The organism is Stenotrophomonas sp. YJH_SMC_8 (genome assembly GCF_059371315.1).
The window spans coordinates 206,299-226,986 of record NZ_JCAFUL010000002.1 but is presented as its reverse complement, the minus strand read 5'-3'; the positions used below and the strand labels follow the sequence as shown (position 1 = coordinate 226,986).

The following is a 20,688-nucleotide window of genomic DNA, read 5'->3' as shown; positions in this document are numbered from 1 at the left end:
CCGCAGGAAGCCAGCTGTTGCTGTTGCTTTGGCTCCAGCCTTGGCTTCTGCGGGTGCCGGGCGCAGCCCGGCTCAGGCGCCGAAGCGCTCGTCGTCCATCGCCATCAGCGGGGCGGCGCCGGCCTGGATGGCGGCGGCGTGGCTGAGGGTGCGCGGCAGCACGCGGGCGAAGTAGAAACGCGCGGTCTCGCGCTTGCCCTGGGCGAAGGCGGCGCCGTGCGCGCTGGCATCGGCGGCGGCCACGCTGCGGGCCCACCAGTAGGCCAGCACCACATAACCCGAATAGAACAGGTAGTCGTAGCTGGCCGCGCCCAGTTCGTCCGGGTTGGCGGCCGCGCGCTGCAGCACGTCCAGGGTCAGCTTGCCCCATTCGGCAGCCTTGGCGCGCAGCGGGCCGATGAACTCGGCCAGCGCTTCGTTGCCTTCGTGTTCCTTGGCGAAGGCTTCGATCTCGGCCAGCATCAGCTTCAGGCCGGCGCCCTGGCTGGACGCGGTCTTGCGGCCGATCAGGTCCAGTGCCTGGATGCCGGTGGTGCCTTCATACAGGGTGGTGATGCGGGCGTCGCGCGCCAGCTGCTCCATGCCGTGCTCGCGGATGTAGCCGTGGCCACCGAAGCACTGCAGGGCGTTGTAGGTGTTCTCGATACCCCACTCGGTCTGGCAGGCCTTGGAGATCGGGGTGAGGAAGCTCACCAGGGTGTCGGCGCGCTCGCGCTCGGCGGCGTCCTCGGCGTGGTGGGCGACATCGATCAGGGTGGCGGCGTGCAGGGCCAGCAGGCGGCTGCCCTCGACCAGCGACTTCACCGTCAGCAGCATGCGGCGCACATCCGGGTGGACCAGGATCGGGTCGGCCGGCTTGTCCGGGAACTTGGCGCCGCTGAGGGCGCGCGACTGCAGGCGTTCACGGCTGTACTTCAGCGCGTTCTGGTAGGCGCGCTCGGAGAGGCCGATGCCCTGCAGGCCGACACCCAGGCGTGCGGTGTTCATCATGGTGAACATCGCCTGCAGGCCCTTGTGCGGCTGGCCGACCAGGTAGCCTTGTGCGCCATCGAAGTTCATCACGCAGGTGACCGAGCCCTTGATGCCCATCTTGTGCTCGATCGAACCGCAGCGCAGCGCGTTGCGCTCGCCGACGTTGCCGTCGCGGTCGACCTTGAACTTGGGAGTGACGAACAGCGAGATGCCCTTGGCGCCCGGAGGGGCGTCGGGCAGCTTGGCCAGCACCAGGTGCACGATGTTGCCGGTCAGGTCGTGCTCGCCGGCGGTGATGAAGATCTTGGTGCCGGTGATCGAATAGCTGCCGTCGGCGTTCGGCTCGGCCTTGGTCTTGAGCAGGCCCAGGTCGGTGCCGCAGTGCGGCTCGGTCAGGCACATGGTGCCGGTCCAGCGGCCCTCGATCAGCGGCTTGAGGAAGGCCTCGTGCTGCCAGGCCTCGCCGTGCTGCTTCAGTGCTTCGATGGCGCCGTGCGAGAGCAGCGGGAAGTTGCCCCACGCCAGGTTGGCGGCGTTGATCATTTCGTTGAGCGGCACGCCCAGGGTGTGCGGCAGGCCCTGGCCACCCAGTTCCGGCGAGGCGGTCAGGCCGGTCCAGCCGCCATCGACGAACTGGTCGTAGGCCTGCTTGAAGCCGGGCGGGGTGGTCACTTCACCGGTGGCCTGGTCGAGCACGCAGCCGATCTCATCGCCAACGCTGTTGAGCGGGGCCAGCACGGTGGCGCTGAAACGGCCGGCTTCTTCCAGCACGGCATCGACCACGTCGGCGGTGGCGTCGGTGAAGCCCAGGCGGGCGAACAGGGGTTCGACCTTGAGCACGTCGTGCAGGGCGAAACGGAGGTCGGAAAGCGGGGCGGTGTAGCTGCTCATCGGTACGTCTCGATTTGATCAGGGCAGGGGAGAGCGGCGCCAAGCGCCGCGACGGAGGGTGGGAATCAGCGCAGCACGCCCGGCAGGCCCGGGGCCTGGTTGAGGGTGCTGCGGCTGCTGATATCGAAGCTGCGCTGCTTCTTTTCCTGCGGCGTGGCCGCGACTGTTCCCTTCAGGCCATAGGCCAGGGTGCGGTTGCCGGCCAGTGCATCGGCCACCACCAGGCGTGCGGCCGAACTGGGTACCAGGTCGACGTTGATGACGTCGGCCGAGGTGCCGCCGATGGAAATGCCCGGCTTGGCCTGCAGGGTGCCGGCGTCGCTGTCGCCGACGGTCAGCGCCAGCGAGACATCGTCGAAGGTCATCGGCATCGAGCTGAAGTTCTGCAGGCGCAGGGCCACGGTCCAGTTGCCGTCGGCGCGCACGGTCAGCTGCTGCAGGCTGGCCGCCGGTTCCGAAACACGCTTGACGATGCCGTTGCCACAGGCGGCAAGGGCGAGGGTACTCAGGACGATCAAGGCGATACGGAAACGGTGGAGCATGGGCGCAGGTCCTCTGGAGGCGGTGCGTTGGAATAAGCATACTACGGCGTATGGTCGTTTGGATCGCCTGTGGCGACCCGTCGCAGAGGGTAGCGCGTGAAGATGGCGGCTGGGCGTGCGCAGCGCTGGATCTTCGGGCGAACTGTGCGCGTGCGGATTGAATTGCAGTTCAATCGGCAGGCGTATCGCGAAGCGGGGCCATCAGGCGCAACGGGCCCAGGTCGTAGCCCATGGCTTCGGCTTTTTCTTTCAACTGTTCGAACCGGGCGCGCTCCATTTCCGGCAGGCGCGAGAGAATCCACAGGTATTTCCGGCCCGGTTCACCAACCAGCGCCCACTGGTAGTCCGGGTCCAGCGCCAGCACCCAGTAGTCGGCCCAGACCAGCGGCACCCAGCTCAGCCAGTCCGGAACGAAGCGCACCTGCAGCTGGCCGGGATGGCCGGCCACCGGGCGTGCCACGCCTTCAGCGACCACGCGTTCGCCGTCGCCGTTGCGGCAGGCATTGGTGACACTGATGCGGCCATCGCGGCGCAGCCCGTAGTTGGCGGTGATCTCGCCGACGCATTGCTTCTGGAACGACACCGGCAGGTGCGCGATCTCGTGCCATTGGCCTGCGTAGCGATCGATGTCCAGACTGTCGACCGCCCGCAATGGCTCGGCGGCGATCACCGGGGCGGCGGCCAACAGCAGGCAGGCGAGCAGGGTGGGGCGCAGTTGCATCGGCAGGCTCCGGCAGGAATCTGCAGCGTAGGTGCCGCGCCGGCTACCGGTGTAAATGTTTCGTCAACCAAACGGCGGTGGCCTGGCATGGATCGACGCCATGGAAGGGGCCAGCGCCAGGTAGATCCACGCCATGCGTGGATGGCAGGTCGCAGGCAAAAAAAAAGACCTGCATTTCTGCAGGTCTCTGAAGATGGTGGCCGAAGACGGAATCGAACCGCCGACACGGGGATTTTCAATCCCCTGCTCTACCAACTGAGCTACTCGGCCAAATTGTGTGGCGACCGCGGTGAATGCGGTTTCCGGAAAAAAAAGACCCGCATTTCTGCAGGCCTTCGAAAGTGGTGGCCGAAGACGGAATCGAACCGCCGACACGGGGATTTTCAATCCCCTGCTCTACCAACTGAGCTACTCGGCCACATGTTTCGTAGCAGCGAGGTCGCTGCCAAGGAGGCGTATATTACGGAGGTCGGCAGTCTTCGGCAAGCGTTTTGCCAAGAATTCTTCACATTGCCGTCTGCGCGCCTGCAAGTACTTGATCCGCCGTCGCGGTGCAGGGCGGGAAGGGCCTGGAATCGATCCGGGCGCCCCGGCGCGATCCTGATCATCCCCTGTGGCGGAAATCAGCAGGCCGCGGTGATCGGCAATGCCGCAACGGCAAGGCCTTTGTCGGTGCCGCGTCTGGGCGGGCGATGGAACGCTGTTTTCGTGGCCGTTTCCGGCGATCGTTGCGGCGTAGTGTCGGCATTCCTTTCCTGATGCTGGCAACAGCAGAGCCGGTCACCATGTCCGATTCCCTCGTTACCTCCCGTATCGTGCTGGCCTCGCGTCCGCAGGGCGCGCCCACGGCAGCCGACTTCCGCCTTGAACAGGCGACACTGCCGGCCTTGGCGAAGGGCGAGGTGCTGCTGCGCAACCGCTACCTGTCGCTGGACCCGTACATGCGTGGACGCATGGACGAGGGCCCCTCGTATGCCGCGCCGGTGGCCATCGATGCGGTGATGGAAGGCCAGACCGTGGCCGAGGTGCTGCAGTCGAAGGCAGACGGCGTGTCGGTGGGTGACCTGGTACTGGCGCCAGGCGGATGGCAGACCCATGCGGTACTGCCGGGCAAGGCACTGGGGCGTCGCCTCGATCCGGCCGGGCTGCCACTGAGCACGGCGCTGGGCGTGTATGGCATGCCCGGATTCACTGCGTATTCCAGCCTGCATGAGATCGCCCGCCTGAAGCCGGGCGAGACGCTGGTGGTCGCGGCCGCGACCGGTCCGGTGGGCGCAACTGTTGCGCAGCTGGCGAAGCTGCAGGGCGCGCGCGTGGTCGCCATCGCCGGTAGTGAAGCCAAGCGTGCCTACCTGCAGACGCTGGGCGTGGACGTGGCGCTGGATCATCGTGCGGCCGACTTTGCCGAACAGCTGCGCGCGGCGGTGCCCGCGGGCATCGACGTGTATTTCGAGAACGTGGGCGGGCACGTGCTGGATACGGTGCTGCCGCTGCTCAACGACTTCGCCCGCATTCCGGTGTGCGGCACCATCGCCACCTACAACGAACGCGGCGTTGAACAGCCCGGGCCGGACCGGCTGCCAGCGCTGTTCAGCCAGATCCTGCGCCAGCGCCTGACCGTGCGCGGTTTCATCGTGCACGACTTCAACCATCTGTGGCCGGACTTCGAGCGCGAGATGCCGCAGTGGCTGCGCGAGGGCCGCATCCAGTACCGCGAGGATGTGGTGGAAGGGCTGGAGAATGCGCCGGAGGCGTTCTTCGGGCTGCTGAAGGGGCAGAACTTCGGCAAGCTGGTGGTGAAGCTGGATTGAGTGTCCGCCGGGCATGGCCCGGCGCTACCTCCGGGCGTGCCGACCAAGGTCGGCACCCACTTCAGGCAGTCGAGGCCTTCTCCCGGCGCAGCAGTTCGCGCTTGCGCGCCACGCCCCAGGCGTAGCCGGACAGGTCGCCGTCGCGGCGTACGACGCGGTGGCAAGGGACGGCCACCGCCAGTGGATTGCTGGCGCAGGCGCGAGCCACCGCGCGGCTTGATCGCGGGGCGCCGATGCGCGTGGCGATGTCGGCATACGAGGCGGTCTGCCCACGTGGGATCTGCTGCAACGCCTGCCACACGCGCTGCTGGAAGGCGGTGCCGCGGATATCCAGCGGCAACGTGGCGCCCCGCGTCGGGTCCTCGACCAGACCTACCACCTGTGCCACCAGTTGTTCATAACCGCTGTCGGCACCGACCAGCTTGGCCTGGCGGAAGCGGTGCTGCAGCGATTGCAGCAGCGCTTCCGGATCGTCGCCGAGCAGGATCGCGACCACGCCGGTGGCACTGCTGGCCACCAGCACGCTGCCCAGTGAGCTTTCGGCAAGCGCGAAGTGGATGACTTCGCCGCGCCCCCCTGCGCGCCATTGCTTCGGGGTCATGCCCAGCAACTTCGGTGCGTTCTCGTAGAAACGCCCGCTGGAACCGAAGCCGGCATCGTGGAAGGCATCGGTGATGCGTTCCTGCTGTTGCAGCCCAGTGCGCAGGCGGTCGGCTCGCAGTGCCGCAGCGTACTGCTTCGGGGTCAGCCCGGTTGCCTCCTTGAACAGGCGATGCAGGCGGGTCGGGCTGCAGCCTGCGATGTCGGCCAGTTCCTGCAGCGAGGGTTCGTCGAGGCTGGCCTGCAGGTGGCGGCAGACCCGTTCGACGCGGGCGTCGGTGGTGGGGGAGGCGGTGCTGTCCATGGGCGGATTCTGGCACGTGCCGCAGCCACGAAAACTCCGTTTCCTGCACTTGCCAGCGAGGCCCGGAAACGGAGTGTTGGCAGGCGAGAGGCGCGGCATCGTGGCGGCCACTTCACAACGGATGCCACGATCATGCGCTTGAACAACAAGATTGCACTCATCACCGGAGCCAGCGCCGGTATCGGCCGCGCCAGCGCGCTGCGCTTCGCTGCCGAAGGGGCAAAGCTGGTGCTCAACGCACGGCGGCCGGAGCCGCTGCAGGCGCTGGCCGAGCAGATTCGCGCCGCCGGTGGCGACGCCGTGGTGCGTGCCGCCGACGTCGCCGACCCGGGCACGGCGCAGGCGCTGGTCGATCTGGCCCAGCAGTCGTTCGGCGGCTTGGACATCGCCCTCAACAATGCCGGCATGCTCGGCCCGGGCGTGCCGGCGGCGGAGTTCCCGGTGGACGCCTGGCGCGAGGTGATGGCGACCAATCTGGATGCCGCCTTCCATGCTGCACGCGCGCAGTTGCCGGCACTGCTGGCGCGCGGCGGCGGCTCGCTGGTGTTCGTTGGCACGTTCGTCGGCCATACCGTGGGCTTCCCGGGCATGGCGGCCTATGCGTCGAGCAAGGCAGGGCTGATCGGCCTGAGCCAGGTGATCGCTGCCGAGTATGGCGCGTGCGGCGTACGCAGCAACGTGTTGTTGCCTGGTGGCACCGATACCGAAATGGGACGGCAGGCCGCACCGACCGGCGATGCCCGCGACTTCGTGCGCTCGCTGCACGCGCTGAAGCGGATGGCCGAGCCGGAGGAGATCGCCAACGCGGCGCTGTTCCTGGCCAGCGATGAAAGCAGTTTCGTTACCGGTACCGCGATGCGCGTGGAGGGTGGAGTGTCGATCACCCGCACCTGAGTGGGGTCATGAGCGCGGAACGTAGCGGATTCCGCTGCTGGCCATGAAGCCCTTCGGATCGAAACGGGCCCAGGCTTCACCCCAGTCGAACCGCGCGCGGCCACCCGCCAGCTTGCGGCCCAGTGCCGCGCTGAGCGTGCGCTTCATGAAGGCGACTTCGGCGTCGATGGCCGCCTGGGTCGGCCAGCCGTCTTCCAGCGTCGCACCGGGCAGATTGACACCCATTGTCACCATGTCCAGCTGTTGCCCGTGGAAACACAGGCTGATGTCGGCGGGCGCGCCGCCCAGGCTGAGCCGGCGCAGGCTCAGCCAGTGATAGCCGGTGCCGACATCGCGCTCTTCCCGCACAAGTGTGGCAAAGGCGACACGCGCCTCATCCCGTGACAGGGCGGGGCCGATCAGCGTCGGCAGGTTGCCGAGGCGGATGCTGCCGTCGGTCGCATCGAGGAGCATCGGCAACGCCTGGGCTGCGTGCTGGGGAGGAGAGGGCATGGCATACCGGTGAAACGGGTGCATCGGATTCTGGAGCCGTGGGGACAGTGTCGGCAAGCCGAGGCTGCACGCTGCGTTGGCGGCAGGTTGACCTGCGGCTTACCCGGCAGTCTCTAGCGTGGAGGCAAGCGCGGGCTTTCCGCCGGCGAGGGAGTGTTCGATGAGCGTGCGCAGCAACGACCAGAACGATCCGAAGCAAGGCGTGCAGGAAAGCCGCCAGGACAGGAAGCAGGACGATGTGGCCAAGCATCGGCCGGGGCACCGCGATCAGCAGGTGCGCGACGCGCATTCGCGCACTCCGCAACGTAAGGATGGCAGTCAGGAGTCCGTCTGAGGCGGAACCCAGAAAAGAAAAAACCCGCAGATCACAGAGATCTACGGGTTCTTTCCTAATAGTGGTGGAGCCAAGGAGGATCGAACTCCTGACCTCGTCATTGCGAACGACGCGCTCTCCCAGCTGAGCTATGGCCCCACGGCAGGGTTTCAGTGTAGCGCTGCCTGCCGGGCTTGCCAAGCGCCGGGCCGGGACGGTGGTCGCGTCGCGTCGGCTACCGCCCCTGACCGGTTCAGGACAGGGCCCGGCGCAGCAGCGCGCCGGCACGTTGTGCTGCCACGTCGGTGCTGGCACTGACCGCGTGCAGATGGATGCAGGCGTGGATCATCCCCGGCAGCCGTTCCAGCGTGCAGTCGACACCTGCCGCCTGCAGCCGCAGCGCGTACTGTTCGGCCTCGTCACGCAGCGGATCATGCTCGCAGCTGAGCACCGAGGCTGGTGCCAGTCCATGCAGATCCGTTGCATGGGCAGGCAAGGCCAGTGCCGGCGGTGTGGCCGGATCACCGAGATAGGCCTGCCAGCAACGCTGCATCAGTTCGGCGCTGAGGTAGTAGCCACTGGCGTACTCGCGATAGGAATCGCTGTCCATCCCGGCATCGAGTGCCGGGTACAGCAGCAACTGGTGGCACGGTTGCGGCAGGCCGAGATCGCGCAGCAGCAGGCAGCACGCGGCGGCCAGATTGCCGCCGGCGCTGTCGCCACCGATCGCCAGCCGTTGCGGGTCCAAGCCAAGGCGTTCGGCGTTGGCCTGCAGCCACGACCAGGCATCGGCAACGTCGTGCAGCGGCAGCGGGAACGGGTGTTCCGGCGCCAGCCGGTAGCCCACGGCGACAATCACGCAGCCGCTGGCATTGGCCAGCGCGCGGCAGGGGCCGTCATAGACCGCCAGCGAACACTGGAACCATCCGCCGCCATGCGCGAACAACAACGCCGGTGCCGGTCCATCGGGCAGCCCTTCCGGTGTGTAAAGGCGCACTTCCAACGCGTGGCCGTCGCGTGCGATCACCGCATGCTCGATCACATGCGCAACCGGCTGCGGCGCGCCCTGCAGCTGAGGCAGCGCGCTCTCGCTGATCGCACGCAGCTCGCGCAGGTCCTCCGGCAGCGGATGGACCGCAACGGCATCGACGAACTGCTGCAGCGCGGGTTCAAGCTGCATGGCGCGCCTCCTGCAGGAACGGCAGCAGCTGCGCCAGGAACGCCTGCGGCGCTTCTTCCATGATGAAGTGGCCGCAGCCCGGCACGATGCTGCCGCGCACGTTGTCGGCATGCGGTTGCAGGGTCAGCATCGGCGCATCGGCGGTGGCGTGCTCGGCGCCGATGGCCAGCACCGGCATCGCCAGCCGGCGTTGCGCACGCTGCTTGTTCTGGCGGATGGTTTCCGGAATCGCGCGGTACCAGGCAAAGCCGGCCCGCAGCGCGCCGGGGCGGCTGTAGGCGGCGATGTAGGTGTCGGCGGCCACTGCATCGCGGCGATACGACCAGCGGTCGAACATGAATTCCAGGTAGGCGCGCTCGCGACCGCTGATGAGTGCCTCGGGCAGGTCGGCCACCTGGTTGAACATGAAATGCCAGAGGAAGATGTTGTCGGCCGGTGCGGCGAAGATGCCCGGTTCCGGCGCCAGACCTGGAATCACCGCTTCGGTCACGGCCAACTGGCGCACGGCCTGTGGCTGGTCGCTGGCCAGTGCATAGGCGATCCACATGCCGATGTCATGGCCAACCACCTGGTAGCGCTCGTGGCCCAGCGCCCGCATGGTCTGGTGCAGCACGGCGGCGGCACTGCCGGTGTCGTAGCCGTGGCTGGGGCGATCGGATTCGCCGATGCCCGGCGGATCGACCGCGATGGCTTCGAAACCGGCCTCGGCCAGGGCGTGGAGTACGTGGCGCCAGGCGTACCAGGTCTGCGGCCAGCCGGGAATCAGCAGCACCGGGTCACCGCGGCCGGCGGAGACGCAATGCACGCGCTGGCCATCGATGCGCAGGTAGTGGTGGCGCAGGGCGTCGTCGCCGGCAGCGCCAGCGGGAAGGGAAGTGGTCATGGGGGAGTGCTCCGTGGGGGCTCAGGCGATGCCGAGCATGTGCTGCATCTGCGCAGTGCTGATCGGTGCACCGGCGAAGTCGTCGAAGATCTTGTCGGTGACCGGAATGATGTGGTCGCGGATGAATGCAGCGCCTTCGCGTGCACCGGCTTCCTGGTCCTTCAGGCAGCACTCCCACTCCAGCGTCGCCCACCCCTGGTAGTCGTACTGGGCCAGCTTGGAGAAGATCGACTTGAAGTTGACTTGGCCATCGCCCAGCGAGCGGAAGCGACCGGCCCGTTCGGTCCAGTCGGCGTAGCCGCCATAGATGCCCTGGCGGCCGCTGGGACGGAACTCCGCATCCTTGACATGGAACATGCGGATCAGCGGGTGATAGATGTCCAGGTACTCCAGGTAGTCCAGCTGCTGCAGCACGAAGTGGCTGGGATCGAACAGGATGCGGCAGCGCTGGTGCTGGCCGACGCGCTCGAAGAAGCGCTCGAAGCTGGTGCCGTCATGCAGGTCTTCGCTGGGATGGATCTCGTAACAGAGGTTGATGCCGTTGTCCTCGCAGGTATCGAGGATCGGCCGCCAGCGGCGCGCCAGTTCGTCGAAGGCGGCATCGATCAGGCCCGGCGGGCGCTGCGGGAACGGGAAGAGGTAGGGCCAGGCGAACGAGCCGGAGAAGGTACCCATGTCCTGCAGGCCCAGCCGGCGGGAGGCACGGGCGGCCAGGTGCAGTTGCTGCTGCGCCCATTCGCTGCGTGCCTTCGGGTTGCCGCGCAGTGCTTCCGGCGCGAAGCCATCGCAGAGTTCATCGTAGGCCGGATGCACCGCCACCAGCTGGCCGAGGATGTGGGTGGTGAGCTCGCTGACCTGCAGGCCGTGCTCGGCCAGGGTGCCGCGGATGTCGTCGCAGTAGTCCTGGCTGTCGGCGGCAGTGGCCAGGTCGAACAAGCGTGCATCCCAGGCCGGGATCTGCAGTGCCTTGAAACCGTGGCCAGCGGCCCACTCGGCAATGCTGGCAAGTGAGTTGAACGGGGCCTGGTCGCCGGCGAACTGCGCCAGGTGCAGGCTGGGGCCCTTGAGGGTCTGCATGTGTTGCTCCAATTGTTGGTCGATCGACAAAGAATAGGCGCGACCCTCGCGATGGTCAACACCCGCGTTACACTGCGCGCCTCACTGGAGCAGGCAGGCAGATGGCAGGGCGACCGCGCGAATTCGACAGGGACCAGGCGTTGCGCAAGGCGATGCTGCTGTTCTGGCAGCACGGCTACGAAGGCACGTCTATGTCGGCACTGGTCGAAACGCTGGGCATTGCCTCTGCACGCATCTACGCAGCGTTCGGCAGCAAGGAGCAGCTGTTCCGCGAAGCCGTTGCGCTGTACGAAGAGGGCGAGGGTGGTTTCGCGCCGCGCGCGCTGGAGCAGGCCACGCTGCGTGAGGCGATCGGGTCCATGCTGCGCGAGGCGGTGCTGACCTACACCCGTCGTGGGCGTCCGCATGGCTGCCTGGTGGTGTCTTCGGCCAGCAGCGTGTCGCCCGATGGCGAAGGCGTGCGGGACTGGCTGGCCAGCCATCGTCGCCAGCGCACGGCGGCGATCATCGCGCGGCTGCAGCAGGCGCAGGCCGAGGGTGAGCTGACCGACGACGCGGCGGTGCAGGCGCTGGGTGACCACTTCGCCACGGTGCTGCATGGCATCTCGGTGCAGGCGCGTGACGGCATCAGCCGCGAGCGCCTGCTGGCGATGGTCGATGTCGCGCTGACCCCGCTGCCCTGAGATCCGGGGTCAGATCCGTTTTCCCTTGGGAAACGGATCTGACCCAAGGCGGTGCTGGCTGACTGTGCCGAAACCGCTTGTTTCGCCGGGTTTGGGTGCTGCGCAACGAAATCGTAACAATTTGGGGGATAATGGCCGCTTGCGCAGTTTTCCCCCTTTCTGCCGCCCGGCCCGCGCAGGCCGCACGGACGCCTCCTCAGAGCATTGCATGCCCTCCCATACCGATTCCCGCTGCCTGTCGGGTCTGTCGTCTTCCCTTGTTTCCTTCCGCCGCCACCCGCTGGCACTGGCCTGTGCCGGTCTGGCCCTGGTCGGCAGCTTCGGTGCCGCCGCGCAGGACAGCGCGCCGACCCCGACCGGGCTGGACACGATCACCGTGACCGCCGAACACCGCGAGCAGAACCTGCAGGAAGTGCCGGTCTCGGTCGGTGTGGTGCAGGGCGAGCGCATGCGCGACTTCACCGCCGGCGGCGACGACACCCTGCTGGCGCTGTCCGGCCGCGTGCCGAGCCTGTATGCGGAAACCACCACCGGCCGCATCTTCCCGCGCTTCTACATCCGCGGCCTGGGCAACATCGACTTCTACCTGGGTGCCTCGCAGCCGGTGTCGATCATCCAGGACGACGTGGTGCTGGAGCACGTGGTGCTGAAGTCCAACCCGGTCTATGACGTGGACCAGGTGGAAGTGCTGCGCGGCCCGCAGGGTTCGCTGTTCGGCCGCAACACCACCGCCGGCATTGTCAAGTTCGACACCCTGAAGCCGACCCAGGACTACACCGGCCGCGTCAGTGCCAGCTATGCGACCTACAACAGCGTGTCGATCGACGGCGGCTTCGGCGGCCCGATCAACGACATTGCCTCGTTCCGCGTGTCGGCCCTGTACCAGCACCGCGACGACTACGTCGACAACACCTACAAGGGCCCGAGCGCCGATGGCACGGTCAGCCCAAAGAAGAACGCCATGGGTGGCTTCGATGACCGCAACGTGCGCGCGCAGCTGCTGCTGACGCCGAGCGACCAGTTCTCGATCCTGGCCTCGGCCCATGCCCGCGATTATGAAGGCACCTCGACCCTGTTCCTGCGCGGTGCGCTGACCAAGGGCTCGAACAAGGCCGACGTGCCGCGCGACAAGGTTGCCTACGACGAAGCCGACAACAACCCGCAGGCGTACAAGACCTACGGCGGCTCGGTGAAGGCACGCTACGACTTCGGTGCGATCGACTTCACCTCGATCACCGCCTACGAGACCACCTCCGGTTACAGCCGTGGCGACACCGACGGTGGCGCAGCGGCGAGCTTCCCGGTGAACGGCGTGCCGAACGGCTACGGCCAGTCGATGGGCCGCATCCGCGACCTGGACCAGTGGACCCAGGAATTCCGCCTGGCCAGCCATGACGACAGCGCGCTGCAGTGGCAGGCCGGTGCGTTCTACTTCAACGGCAGCGACACCACCGACTTCTACCAGCGCGCGTGGTTCCTGCAGGGCGCGGCGCGTAACCCGAACAACTGGGTGCGCCTGCGCAACAAGAACACCTCGTGGGCCGGTTTCGGCCAGCTGAGCTACGCCTTCACCGACAAGTTCACCGTCACCGCCGGCCTGCGCCAGACCAAGGACGAGAAGCACACCCGCCTGCTGAAGACCGCCGATACCGCCGCCGGCGTGGTCACCTACAAGGGCCGTACGGACGTGAAGATGTCCGACACCACCCCGAGCTGGGACCTGAGCGCGATGTACCAGTTCACCCCGAACGTAAGCGTGTACGCGAAGGTCGCTCGCGGCTTCCGCGGCCCGACCATCCAGGGCCGTTCGGCGGTGTTCAATGCCGATTTCACCACCGCCGATTCCGAGACGATCCTGTCCTGGGAAGCGGGCGTGAAGAGCAGCCTGTGGGACAACCGCCTGCGCCTGAACGCCACCACGTTCACCTACACCGTCAACGACATCCAGCTCAACGGCAACGATTCGGACGGCAACGGCGTGCTGTTCAACGCCGACAAGGCCAAGGCCTACGGCTTCGAAGCGGACATGGAACTGCGCCCGATCCCGAACCTGACCCTGAGCGCTGGCCTGAGCCTGCTGCACAGCGAGATCAAGGACAAGCGCGTGTACGCGCAGGTCTGCGGCCTCAACGGCCAGGTGGTCTGCACGGTGAATGACCCGACCATCAAGGTCGGCGCCAACACCTTCGCGCAGATCGACGGCAACCCGCTGCCGAACGCACCGAAGTACAACGTCAACCTGGCCGCCCGTTACGACTTCCCGGTCAGCGACGCCGGCACCATGTTCGTCTCCACCGACTGGAACAAGCAGGGTTACACCAGCTTCGTGCTGTACGACAGCAAGGAGTTCAACTCCAAGGGTGACTTCGAGGGCGGCCTGAAGATCGGCTACTCGGGCAACTACGGTGCCTACGAAGTGGCGCTGTTCGCGCGCAACATCACCAACGAGAAGAACCTCAAGGGCGTGATCGAGAATTACATGGCCGCGGTCTACAACGAACCGCGCACCGTGGGTGTCTCGCTGAACATGAACTGGTAAGGCTCTGGCGCGGTGGCGGGTTTTCCCGTCATCGCACCGCTGGAATGCAAAGGGCGGCCCGGAGTTCCGGGCCGCCCTTTTCGTTGTTTCAGACTGCGGTAAGGTCGCTGTCCTGGCTGCGCTGGCCGAAGGTCAGGGCCCAGGTGGCGCTGTCCACCTGCTGGCGGTCCTGCGCCTGCTGCTTGCGCGCGCGGCTGGCGCCGAACCAGCGGCCTTCGCCGTTGATCAGCGGCGCCATGCGCACCACATCCACGTACTCCGTATCGATCTCGCTGGCGCGCTGCAGCCAGGTCAGGGCCAGGAAGGCGTTGGCCGGCACGCCGTTGCCGAAGTGGTAGATGTCGGCCAGGTAGCCGGCGGCCCACAGTTTGTCGTTGTCCTCACCGCGCCACCATAGCGGAATCAGGGCGCGTTCGACCGCTTCGCGCTTGTGTGCGTCGTTCTGGCCATCGAAGGCCAGGCAGGCCAGGTTGCGGCAGGTCGGGCCCCACACGCGTTCACCGGCGTCGGCTTCGCGCAGGCAGCGCAGGTACAGTTCGCGCGCACGCGCTTCGTTGTCAGCGCCACCAGCGGCAACCAGGCGCACGCCAAGGTTGTACGTGGCGATCAGGTCGCCGCCTTCGACGGCACGCTCCTGCCAGTACAGGGCCTTCTGGGCATCAACGAAGTCCGGCTGGTCGCGGCCGCCCAGCCGGCCCTTGTACAGGTCGCACAGCGCGGCCATCGCACCGGCGTCGCCGTCGTCGGCCATGCGCTGCAACAACGACAGGCCCGCGTCCTGCGAGACATCGCAGAACAGGTTGGACGCAAAGGTGACCGTGGACGTCTTCTGCTGCGCCGCCAGTTTCAGGGCGCGCTGCAGCATGGGCTGCGCACGTGCCGGATCGGCGGTCTGGCCGAGCATCCCATGCTCGATGGCGGTAGCCGCCCAGAGCAGGCCGAGCGCCGAATCGCCTTCGCGCGCTGCGTAGTCCACGACCTGCGCGAACAGCGCTTCGGCGCCGTCAACATGGGCGAACCAGGTGCAGGCCTCCAGGCTGCTGAAACCACCGTGCAGGACCATGTCACGATCCAGTGCCCACGCATGCTGCAGGTCCTCAAGCGCGGCCTGCATGCAAACGGCATCCCATTGCACCTGGTCTTCGATCTCCTCGATGCGCCCGAGATGAAAGCGGAGTGCGGCGCGCTGGATCAGGACTTCAGCGCGCACGTAGCCCTCCAGGTGCCAGTCCAGGATCTGCGCATACGCACGCTCGTGCACGGCCACCGCTTCGGCATCGCCGCGGCGCGGCAGCTCGCCCATCCAGTCCTGTTCCTTGCACCAGCGCAATGCATTGCGCTGTGCCAGCTCCAGGCCGCGGCACCAGCTGCCTTCGATGAAATCCTCCATCGCCTCGTGGCTGCCGCCCCAGCGCGGGTACAGGTAGTAGAGGGTGTCTTCCAGCGTCCCCAGGTCGTCCGGACGCTGTTCCAGCACCAGGCGCATCCAGTACGCGAGGGGGGCATCGAATTCGTCCTCGCTGCGATCGCGCAACAGCGGCGGCAGGCATTCCGGCAGGTGCTGCAGGGGCGCACCGAAGCGCGACAGCAACTGCAATGCCTGCGGCCACGCCTGCGGATAGTGCTCGGCCAGGGCGGCTTCATCGGACTCCGGCGATTGCCCTGCCTGGAGCGCGCGCAACCAGTTTGGTTCGCGCAGGTAGCTGGTGATGCGCTTGATGCCATCCAGCGCCAGCGCCGGTCGCTGCGACAGCGCGATCGCCTGCAGATAGGCATGCACGGCGTGGTCGCGCGCCTGCTGTGCGGCCAGCCACTGGCTGTCTTCCACCAGTGCGGCCACGTCGGCGCTGCGCAGGGCGCCAGCGGCCGATTCCCAGCAGGCACCCAGGCGCAGGCGTGCGTAATAGCTGTGCGGATCGGCGGCAACCCACCGTTGCGCCTGCTGCAGGCGCTCATCCAGGGGCAGCGCCGTGTCCTGCAGGTTGCGCAGGCGCCAGCGGATGCCGGGCAGTGGCCGAGCGCCGTTCAGCCAGGCCTGTTCGTGTGGTGCCAGCAGTGCATCCAGCGCTGCGTAGTCCTGTTCCTGCAATGCGCTGCGCGCCTGCGCGCGCCAGGCCAGGTCATCCATGGAAAGACCGCCTTTCGCAAGTCCATTTGTCATCTGATGCAATCCAACAATAGCGGGGACGCTATTGGACAGGTCCACGCGCGCGCCGGCAAGCGTGGCAGATGCTCATGTCTGCGGTGCCGGCGCCGGTTTGCCCGGCGCCGGTTGATCTCAGTGCGCGGGCAACAGTGCCTGCAGCCGCGACTCCAGTTCCTGCTGGCGCCAGCCGGCCAGTGCGGCCGGCCACTGGCGACGTTCCAGATAGCTTTCCAGATGCTTGCGCGAGGCGAGAATGCCATCCGGCAGCCCCAGCTCACGGCTGCGCTCGGCCACCGCATCCTGCAGCTTCTTCAGGGCCTGCTTGTTGCTGTCGTTGGCCGGCAGCGCCAGCGGCGCGTCGGCTTCATCGGCCAGCGGCGTGGACAGCGCCTGCCAGACAGCGCCGGCCAGCTTGCGCGGTGCCTTCGGGAACTGCTCGAACAGCTTGCCCAGCGCAGCCTCGTCGGCCGGTGGCGTGCGCGCGAGGGTGGCGGCCAGTTCGTTGTCCAGGATCCAGCTTCGCGGGCGGTCGCTGTTGCGTGCCTGCACGTCGCGCCAGCGCAGCAGGCGCAGCAGGCGGTGCTGGGCGGCAGCATCAAGGAACTGTGCCGAGCGCATCGCCAGGTGCGGCCAGCGGTCTTCATCGTTGGCGACGCTGGCCAGCAGCCGCTCGCCATCGTCGTGCAGCCACTGCTGGCGGCCGAGCGCCTGCAGCCTGGCATCGATGGCGTCGTGCAGTGCGAACAGATGCTCGACGTCATCGGCGGCGTACTGCAGCTGCGACTCGGACAGCGGGCGGCGCATCCAGTCCGAGCGGGTCTCGCCCTTGGCCAGCGCTACGCCAGTGATCTCCGCCACCAGCTTCTGGTAGCCCATGCCGCCGCCGATGCCGGCCAGCGAGGCACCGATCTGGGTGTCGAACAGCGGTCGCGGGAGGACGCCGCAGGCCCACTTGAAGGCAACCAGGTCTTCGCTGGCGCTGTGCATCACCTTGGTGATGGATTCATCGGCCAGCCACGGCGCCAGCGCCTCGGTCATGCCGGGAATCAGCGGGTCGATCAGCAGGATGTCCTGCCCAACGGCCATCTGCACCAGTGCCAGCTGCGGCCAGAACGTGCGTTCACGGATGAATTCGGTGTCCAGGCCGATGCGGGTCGGGCGCTGCTGGAAGTACGCATCCAGCTCGGCGGGGGTGGTGATCCAGGTTGCCACGGGTCAGGGCCTACTACTCGGGTTTGCTCAGGCAGGGGAGAATAGCCTAACGTCGGTCCGCGTCCGTGCCGAAGGAGGCTCTGCTTGCGTTTTCCGTTGTCGCCCGTGCTGTGCACCGCCCTGGCCGTGGCCCTGGCCGGCTGCACGCCGTCGCCGTCCGCGCCGGCGGACAGGGCCGCCAGCAGAGAGGCGCCCGCGGCCGAAGGGGCCGACACCGGCACCGATGCCAGTCCGCAGGCCGGGCAGGGCAGCGTGACCATCGCCGGTGAAGATGCCGCCGAGGACGTACAGCAGTGGACGCCGCCACGGGTGGACCGCCAGGGCCGCAGCCTGGCCCAGTTGCGTCGCGCCGCCGAGCAGGCGTTTGCCGAAGGGCGGCTCTATGAAGATGCGGACGCTGCCATTCCGCTGTGGCTGGCGGTGCAGGAAGAAGACCCGGATGACCGCCAGGCCCGGCTGGGCCTGCAGCGTGCCCGGCAGCGACTGCAGCAGCTGGCCGATGCCCTGCTGGTGCGGCCGCTGAAGCAGCGCGAGGCACTGGCCGAGGCCAGCCGCCAGGCATTGGTGTTGCTGACCCTGGCGCCGAAGGATGAGAAGGTGCGTGCGCTGCAGGCGCGGGTGGAGCTGGCGCAGCGCGTGGTGGCCTACAACCGCGCCGGCGAGGAGGACCTGCGCTCGGACCGGATCGGTGAGGATGGCGACGGTGCCATCGGCAATTTCCGTGAGGCGCTGGCGCTGGATGAAGACAACAGCCGCGCACGGCAGGGCCTGGCTGCAGCCGAGAGCGGGTTGATCCGCCGGGCCGAGGATGCCGCGCGGGCGCGCGATTTCGCCAGCGCGGGTACCTGGCTGGCCGAAGCCAGCAAAGTGCGCGATTCGTCGCCGACGATTGCCGACGCGTTCGAGCGCATCGAGCAGATCCGCGCCGCCACGCTGCTGCAGCTGCGTGATGACGGCCTGCGCGACCTCGCTACGCCGCAGGGCCTGAAACCGGCGCGCGAGAAACTGGCCGAAGCGCTGCGCATCGCCCTGCCGGGTGATGCCGTGGTGGGGCAGTTGCGCGAGCGCATCGACCTGGCCACCCATTACGGCAGCTTCCGGCCAGGACAGGTGTTCAGCGACGCCATGCGCGATGGCGGGCGCGGGCCACAGATGGTGGTGGTGCCCCACGGTGGTTTCCAGATGGGCGCGGGCGATGCCGAGCCGGGCTCGAGTGATGCCGAGCGTCCGTCGCACTATGTGCGCTTTGATCGCGGCTTTGCCATGGCGATCACCGAGATCACCGTCAGCGATTTCGAGCGCTACGTGAAAGCGTCCAATGCGCGTCCACGCGCGACCCGGCGCGGCCATTCGGTGGTCTACGACGAACGCAGCGGCAATTTCATCCGCCGCAGTGGCGTGGACTGGCGCTCGGACTACGACGGCGGCCGCGCGCTGGGCAACTCGCCGGTGATGCATGTCAGTGTGCGTGATGCCGAGAACTATGCGGCGTGGCTGTCCGAGCAGACCGGCCGCAGCTACCGGCTGCCCAGCGAAGCCGAGTTCGAGTACGCGCTGCGCGCGGGCAGCAGTGGCCGCTATCCCTGGGGCGATGCCGGCGTGCCGCCGCCGGGTAGCGGCAACTTCACCGGCAGCAAGGACGTTTCGCCTTCGGGCCGGCACTGGCACAACGCGTTTATCGGGTACGGCGATGGCTGGTGGGGGCCGGCGCCGGTGGCCAGCTTCCAGGCCAATGCCTTCGGGCTGCACGACATGGGCGGCAACCTCAGTGAATGGGTGGCCGACTGCTGGCATGCCAGCTATCGCCGCGCACCGTCCGACGGCGTCGCCTGGTTCAACCCGGGCTGTCGGTCGCGGGTGATCCGCGGTGGCAACTGGGCCAATGCCCCCGAGCAGACCCGTGCGGCCTGGCGGCAGTCCCAGGATTCGGATACCACCAACGCCCGCATCGGCTTCCGCCTGGTGCGCGGCATCTGAGCGGCACCCGGCTTCACCCGCTGCGGGCAGTGGCGCACTAAGATTGCGCCGTGCCCGCCGGCCGGCGGGGCCAGCAGGAAGTCCCCCCGATGCGCAACGATCCCTTCTCCCGCTCGTCGCAAGGCCCGCAGCGGCGTGGCCTGTTCGGCAACATCCGCTGGTGGGTGCTGCTGCTGGCCGCCGGCTATGCGCTGTTCTACTGGTTCTCCAACCGCACGGTCGATCCGTATACCGGCGAGAAGGTGATGATCGACAGCAGCCTGGACGCGCGCCAGGAAACCGCGCTGGGGCTGCAGGCCTACCAGCAGATCCTGTCGCAGGAACGGCCGATGGACCCCAATGCACCGATCGCGCGCGATGTGCGCGACATCGCCCAGCGGTTGATCGCCAAGGTGGACGTGGTGGAGACGGCGCTGGCGCAGGAGCATGGCGTGCAGCCGGCGCATTTCGCGCGGGATTTCCAGTGGGAAGTGAACGTGATCCCGTCCGAGCAGGCCAATGCGTTCTGCCTGCCGGGCGGCAAGATGGCGGTCTACACCGGGCTGGTGCCGGTAGCGCGCACCCGCGATGCGATGGCGGTGGTGATGGGCCATGAGATCGCCCACGCGCTGCTGCGCCATGGTGCACAGCGCATGGCCCAGCAGAAGCTGACCCAGATCGGGCAGGTGGCCGGCGCCGCCAGTGGCATGGATGCGCAGCAGCAACAGATGATGATGTCGGCGATGGGCTATGGGTATCTGCTGCCCTATGCGCGCAGCCACGAGACGCAGGCGGATGAAGTGGGGCTGATGCTGGCCGCAGCGGCTTGCTTCGATCCCCGCGAGGCGGTGCCGCTGTGGCAGCGCATGGGCCAGGCCAGCGGCGGCCAGGCGCCGCCGGAGTTCGCCTCCACCCACCCGAACCCGGGCACCCGCATCCAGAACCTGCAGGCGCTGATGCCGAAGGCGCTCGAGTACCGGCAGAAGTTCTGCGAGCAGGCAAAGTAGGGGGTTGGTCGGCAGGGCTTGCAGCCCTGCACCTGCCGAAGCCAGAGCAACAGCAACAGCAACAGCAACAGTGTGCATTCCGTGGGGTGGCGGGGTGGGTCCGGTTGCGGGAGACGCCGTAAACCCATCCATGGGGGCTTGGCCGCGGCATCCATGCCGCGGACACCCCCGCAACCGGACCCACCCCGCCTTCGACAGATTTCTGCTGCTGTTGGTAGGTGTCGACCTTGGTCGACACGGTAGATCCACGCCATGCGTGGATGCTTTTCGATCTTGATTCGAAATATTTGATTCCGATGGAGATTCATCCACGCATGGCGTGGATCTACCCGATCGCGGAAAACTGTCAGAGGTGGGGCGGTGTCGGAGTGCGGGGTGTCAGCCGCATGGATGCGGCTGCCAAGCCTACAAGGATGTACTTGCGGCGTCCCCGCACTCCGGCACCGCCCCGCCAACCCACGGAAT

At 67.4% G+C, this 20,688-nt stretch carries 17 protein-coding genes and 3 tRNA genes; 7 read left to right on the top strand and 13 right to left on the bottom strand.

The features are described 5' to 3' along the window. Positions 1-72 precede the first annotated feature (72 nt). The 5 genes from AC5P88_RS02955 to AC5P88_RS02935 all read right to left on the bottom strand — a co-directional run bounded on the left by AC5P88_RS02955 (position 73) and on the right by AC5P88_RS02935 (position 3,544). Positions 73-1,863 carry an acyl-CoA dehydrogenase C-terminal domain-containing protein gene (locus tag AC5P88_RS02955; protein ID WP_106548805.1) on the bottom strand — a complete coding sequence of 597 codons (1,791 nt, stop codon included), beginning with the start codon at positions 1,861-1,863 and terminating at the stop codon, positions 73-75. A 65-nt stretch (positions 1,864-1,928) separates the two neighbouring features. Beyond that, entirely contained in the window at positions 1,929-2,405 is a 477-nt protein-coding gene (locus tag AC5P88_RS02950; RefSeq protein WP_049430351.1) for an LEA/WHy family protein, read from the bottom strand. Between the two features lie 169 nt (positions 2,406-2,574). Then, complete coding sequence (locus tag AC5P88_RS02945) at positions 2,575-3,126, bottom strand: lipocalin family protein (protein WP_106548804.1); 552 nt, start codon at positions 3,124-3,126, stop codon at positions 2,575-2,577. 194 nt (positions 3,127-3,320) lie between these two features. Next, a tRNA-Phe gene (locus AC5P88_RS02940) sits at positions 3,321-3,396 on the bottom strand. A 72-nt stretch (positions 3,397-3,468) separates the two neighbouring features. Next, positions 3,469-3,544: transfer RNA gene (locus AC5P88_RS02935), tRNA-Phe, on the bottom strand. Between the two features lie 367 nt (positions 3,545-3,911). Between AC5P88_RS02935 and curA the strand changes: the two genes are divergently transcribed. Next, a complete protein-coding gene (gene curA, locus AC5P88_RS02930) occupies positions 3,912-4,937 on the top strand; it encodes an NADPH-dependent curcumin/dihydrocurcumin reductase (protein ID WP_495224270.1) in 1,026 nt (341 codons plus the stop codon). Between the two features lie 61 nt (positions 4,938-4,998). Here the strand turns inward: curA and AC5P88_RS02925 are convergent, their stop codons facing one another. Further along, a complete protein-coding gene (locus tag AC5P88_RS02925; RefSeq protein WP_049429319.1) occupies positions 4,999-5,841 on the bottom strand; it encodes a bifunctional transcriptional activator/DNA repair enzyme AdaA in 843 nt (280 codons plus the stop codon). 132 nt (positions 5,842-5,973) lie between these two features. On the opposite strand from AC5P88_RS02925, the gene AC5P88_RS02920 reads away from it, so the two are divergent. Continuing rightward, complete coding sequence (locus tag AC5P88_RS02920) at positions 5,974-6,735, top strand: SDR family oxidoreductase (protein WP_495224269.1); 762 nt, start codon at positions 5,974-5,976, stop codon at positions 6,733-6,735. Between the two features lie 6 nt (positions 6,736-6,741). Here the strand turns inward: AC5P88_RS02920 and AC5P88_RS02915 are convergent, their stop codons facing one another. Next, a complete protein-coding gene (locus AC5P88_RS02915) occupies positions 6,742-7,227 on the bottom strand; it encodes a hypothetical protein (protein ID WP_495224268.1) in 486 nt (161 codons plus the stop codon). Between the two features lie 160 nt (positions 7,228-7,387). Here AC5P88_RS02915 and AC5P88_RS02910 point away from each other — a divergent pair, with 160 nt between their 5' ends. Next, positions 7,388-7,561, top strand: a complete 174-nt coding sequence (locus AC5P88_RS02910; protein WP_495224267.1) for a hypothetical protein — start codon at positions 7,388-7,390, stop codon at positions 7,559-7,561. Positions 7,562-7,623: 62 nt separating this feature from the next. Here the strand turns inward: AC5P88_RS02910 and AC5P88_RS02905 are convergent. From AC5P88_RS02905 to AC5P88_RS02890, 4 genes are all read right to left on the bottom strand, one after another. Beyond that, a tRNA-Ala gene (locus AC5P88_RS02905) sits at positions 7,624-7,699 on the bottom strand. Positions 7,700-7,793: 94 nt separating this feature from the next. Then, on the bottom strand, positions 7,794-8,720 hold the full coding sequence (locus tag AC5P88_RS02900; protein WP_495224266.1) for an alpha/beta hydrolase: 927 nt from the start codon (positions 8,718-8,720) through the stop codon (positions 7,794-7,796). Then, on the bottom strand, positions 8,710-9,603 hold the full coding sequence (locus tag AC5P88_RS02895) for an alpha/beta fold hydrolase (RefSeq protein WP_495224264.1): 894 nt from the start codon (positions 9,601-9,603) through the stop codon (positions 8,710-8,712). The genes AC5P88_RS02900 and AC5P88_RS02895 overlap by 11 nt, the downstream gene beginning before the upstream one ends. A gap of 21 nt (positions 9,604-9,624) precedes the next feature. Then, positions 9,625-10,680: a sugar phosphate isomerase/epimerase family protein gene (locus AC5P88_RS02890; protein WP_457805454.1), complete on the bottom strand. Its 1,056-nt coding sequence runs from the start codon at positions 10,678-10,680 to the stop codon at positions 9,625-9,627. 101 nt (positions 10,681-10,781) lie between these two features. On the opposite strand from AC5P88_RS02890, the gene AC5P88_RS02885 reads away from it, so the two are divergent. Both AC5P88_RS02885 and AC5P88_RS02880 read left to right on the top strand, forming a co-directional pair. Further along, positions 10,782-11,363, top strand: a complete 582-nt coding sequence (locus AC5P88_RS02885) for a TetR/AcrR family transcriptional regulator (RefSeq protein ID WP_495224263.1) — start codon at positions 10,782-10,784, stop codon at positions 11,361-11,363. 208 nt (positions 11,364-11,571) lie between these two features. Next, positions 11,572-13,902, top strand: coding sequence for a TonB-dependent receptor (locus tag AC5P88_RS02880; RefSeq protein WP_495224262.1), 2,331 nt, complete (start codon positions 11,572-11,574; stop codon positions 13,900-13,902). A gap of 88 nt (positions 13,903-13,990) precedes the next feature. Here the strand turns inward: AC5P88_RS02880 and AC5P88_RS02875 are convergent, their stop codons facing one another. Continuing rightward, the gene (locus tag AC5P88_RS02875; RefSeq protein WP_258179429.1) at positions 13,991-16,030 is read right to left on the bottom strand and encodes a DUF4034 domain-containing protein; all 2,040 of its coding nucleotides are present in this window, start codon (positions 16,028-16,030) and stop codon (positions 13,991-13,993) included. A gap of 150 nt (positions 16,031-16,180) precedes the next feature. Further along, positions 16,181-17,260 carry a ribonuclease D gene (rnd, locus tag AC5P88_RS02870; protein WP_106548795.1) on the bottom strand — a complete coding sequence of 360 codons (1,080 nt, stop codon included), beginning with the start codon at positions 17,258-17,260 and terminating at the stop codon, positions 16,181-16,183. Between the two features lie 84 nt (positions 17,261-17,344). On the opposite strand from rnd, the gene AC5P88_RS02865 reads away from it, so the two are divergent. Beyond that, positions 17,345-19,237, top strand: a complete 1,893-nt coding sequence (locus tag AC5P88_RS02865) for a formylglycine-generating enzyme family protein (RefSeq protein WP_106548794.1) — start codon at positions 17,345-17,347, stop codon at positions 19,235-19,237. A gap of 89 nt (positions 19,238-19,326) precedes the next feature. After that, positions 19,327-20,223 carry a M48 family metallopeptidase gene (locus AC5P88_RS02860; protein ID WP_100443791.1) on the top strand — a complete coding sequence of 299 codons (897 nt, stop codon included), beginning with the start codon at positions 19,327-19,329 and terminating at the stop codon, positions 20,221-20,223. The last annotated feature ends 465 nt before the right edge of the window (positions 20,224-20,688 follow it).

Bases quoted from the DNA above. Each gene is read 5' to 3' on its own strand.
- AC5P88_RS02955 (WP_106548805.1), bottom strand. From the start codon at position 1,863: ATGAGCAGCTACACCGCCCCGCTTTCCGACCTCCGTTTCGCCCTGCAC.
- AC5P88_RS02950 (WP_049430351.1), bottom strand. From the start codon at position 2,405: ATGCTCCACCGTTTCCGTATCGCCTTGATCGTCCTGAGTACCCTCGCC.
- AC5P88_RS02945 (WP_106548804.1), bottom strand. From the start codon at position 3,126: ATGCAACTGCGCCCCACCCTGCTCGCCTGCCTGCTGTTGGCCGCCGCC.
- curA (WP_495224270.1), top strand. From the start codon at position 3,912: ATGTCCGATTCCCTCGTTACCTCCCGTATCGTGCTGGCCTCGCGTCCG.
- AC5P88_RS02925 (WP_049429319.1), bottom strand. From the start codon at position 5,841: ATGGACAGCACCGCCTCCCCCACCACCGACGCCCGCGTCGAACGGGTC.
- AC5P88_RS02920 (WP_495224269.1), top strand. From the start codon at position 5,974: ATGCGCTTGAACAACAAGATTGCACTCATCACCGGAGCCAGCGCCGGT.
- AC5P88_RS02915 (WP_495224268.1), bottom strand. From the start codon at position 7,227: ATGCCCTCTCCTCCCCAGCACGCAGCCCAGGCGTTGCCGATGCTCCTC.
- AC5P88_RS02910 (WP_495224267.1), top strand. From the start codon at position 7,388: ATGAGCGTGCGCAGCAACGACCAGAACGATCCGAAGCAAGGCGTGCAG.
- AC5P88_RS02900 (WP_495224266.1), bottom strand. From the start codon at position 8,720: ATGCAGCTTGAACCCGCGCTGCAGCAGTTCGTCGATGCCGTTGCGGTC.
- AC5P88_RS02895 (WP_495224264.1), bottom strand. From the start codon at position 9,603: ATGACCACTTCCCTTCCCGCTGGCGCTGCCGGCGACGACGCCCTGCGC.
- AC5P88_RS02890 (WP_457805454.1), bottom strand. From the start codon at position 10,680: ATGCAGACCCTCAAGGGCCCCAGCCTGCACCTGGCGCAGTTCGCCGGC.
- AC5P88_RS02885 (WP_495224263.1), top strand. From the start codon at position 10,782: ATGGCAGGGCGACCGCGCGAATTCGACAGGGACCAGGCGTTGCGCAAG.
- AC5P88_RS02880 (WP_495224262.1), top strand. From the start codon at position 11,572: ATGCCCTCCCATACCGATTCCCGCTGCCTGTCGGGTCTGTCGTCTTCC.
- AC5P88_RS02875 (WP_258179429.1), bottom strand. From the start codon at position 16,030: ATGGATGACCTGGCCTGGCGCGCGCAGGCGCGCAGCGCATTGCAGGAA.
- AC5P88_RS02860 (WP_100443791.1), top strand. From the start codon at position 19,327: ATGCGCAACGATCCCTTCTCCCGCTCGTCGCAAGGCCCGCAGCGGCGT.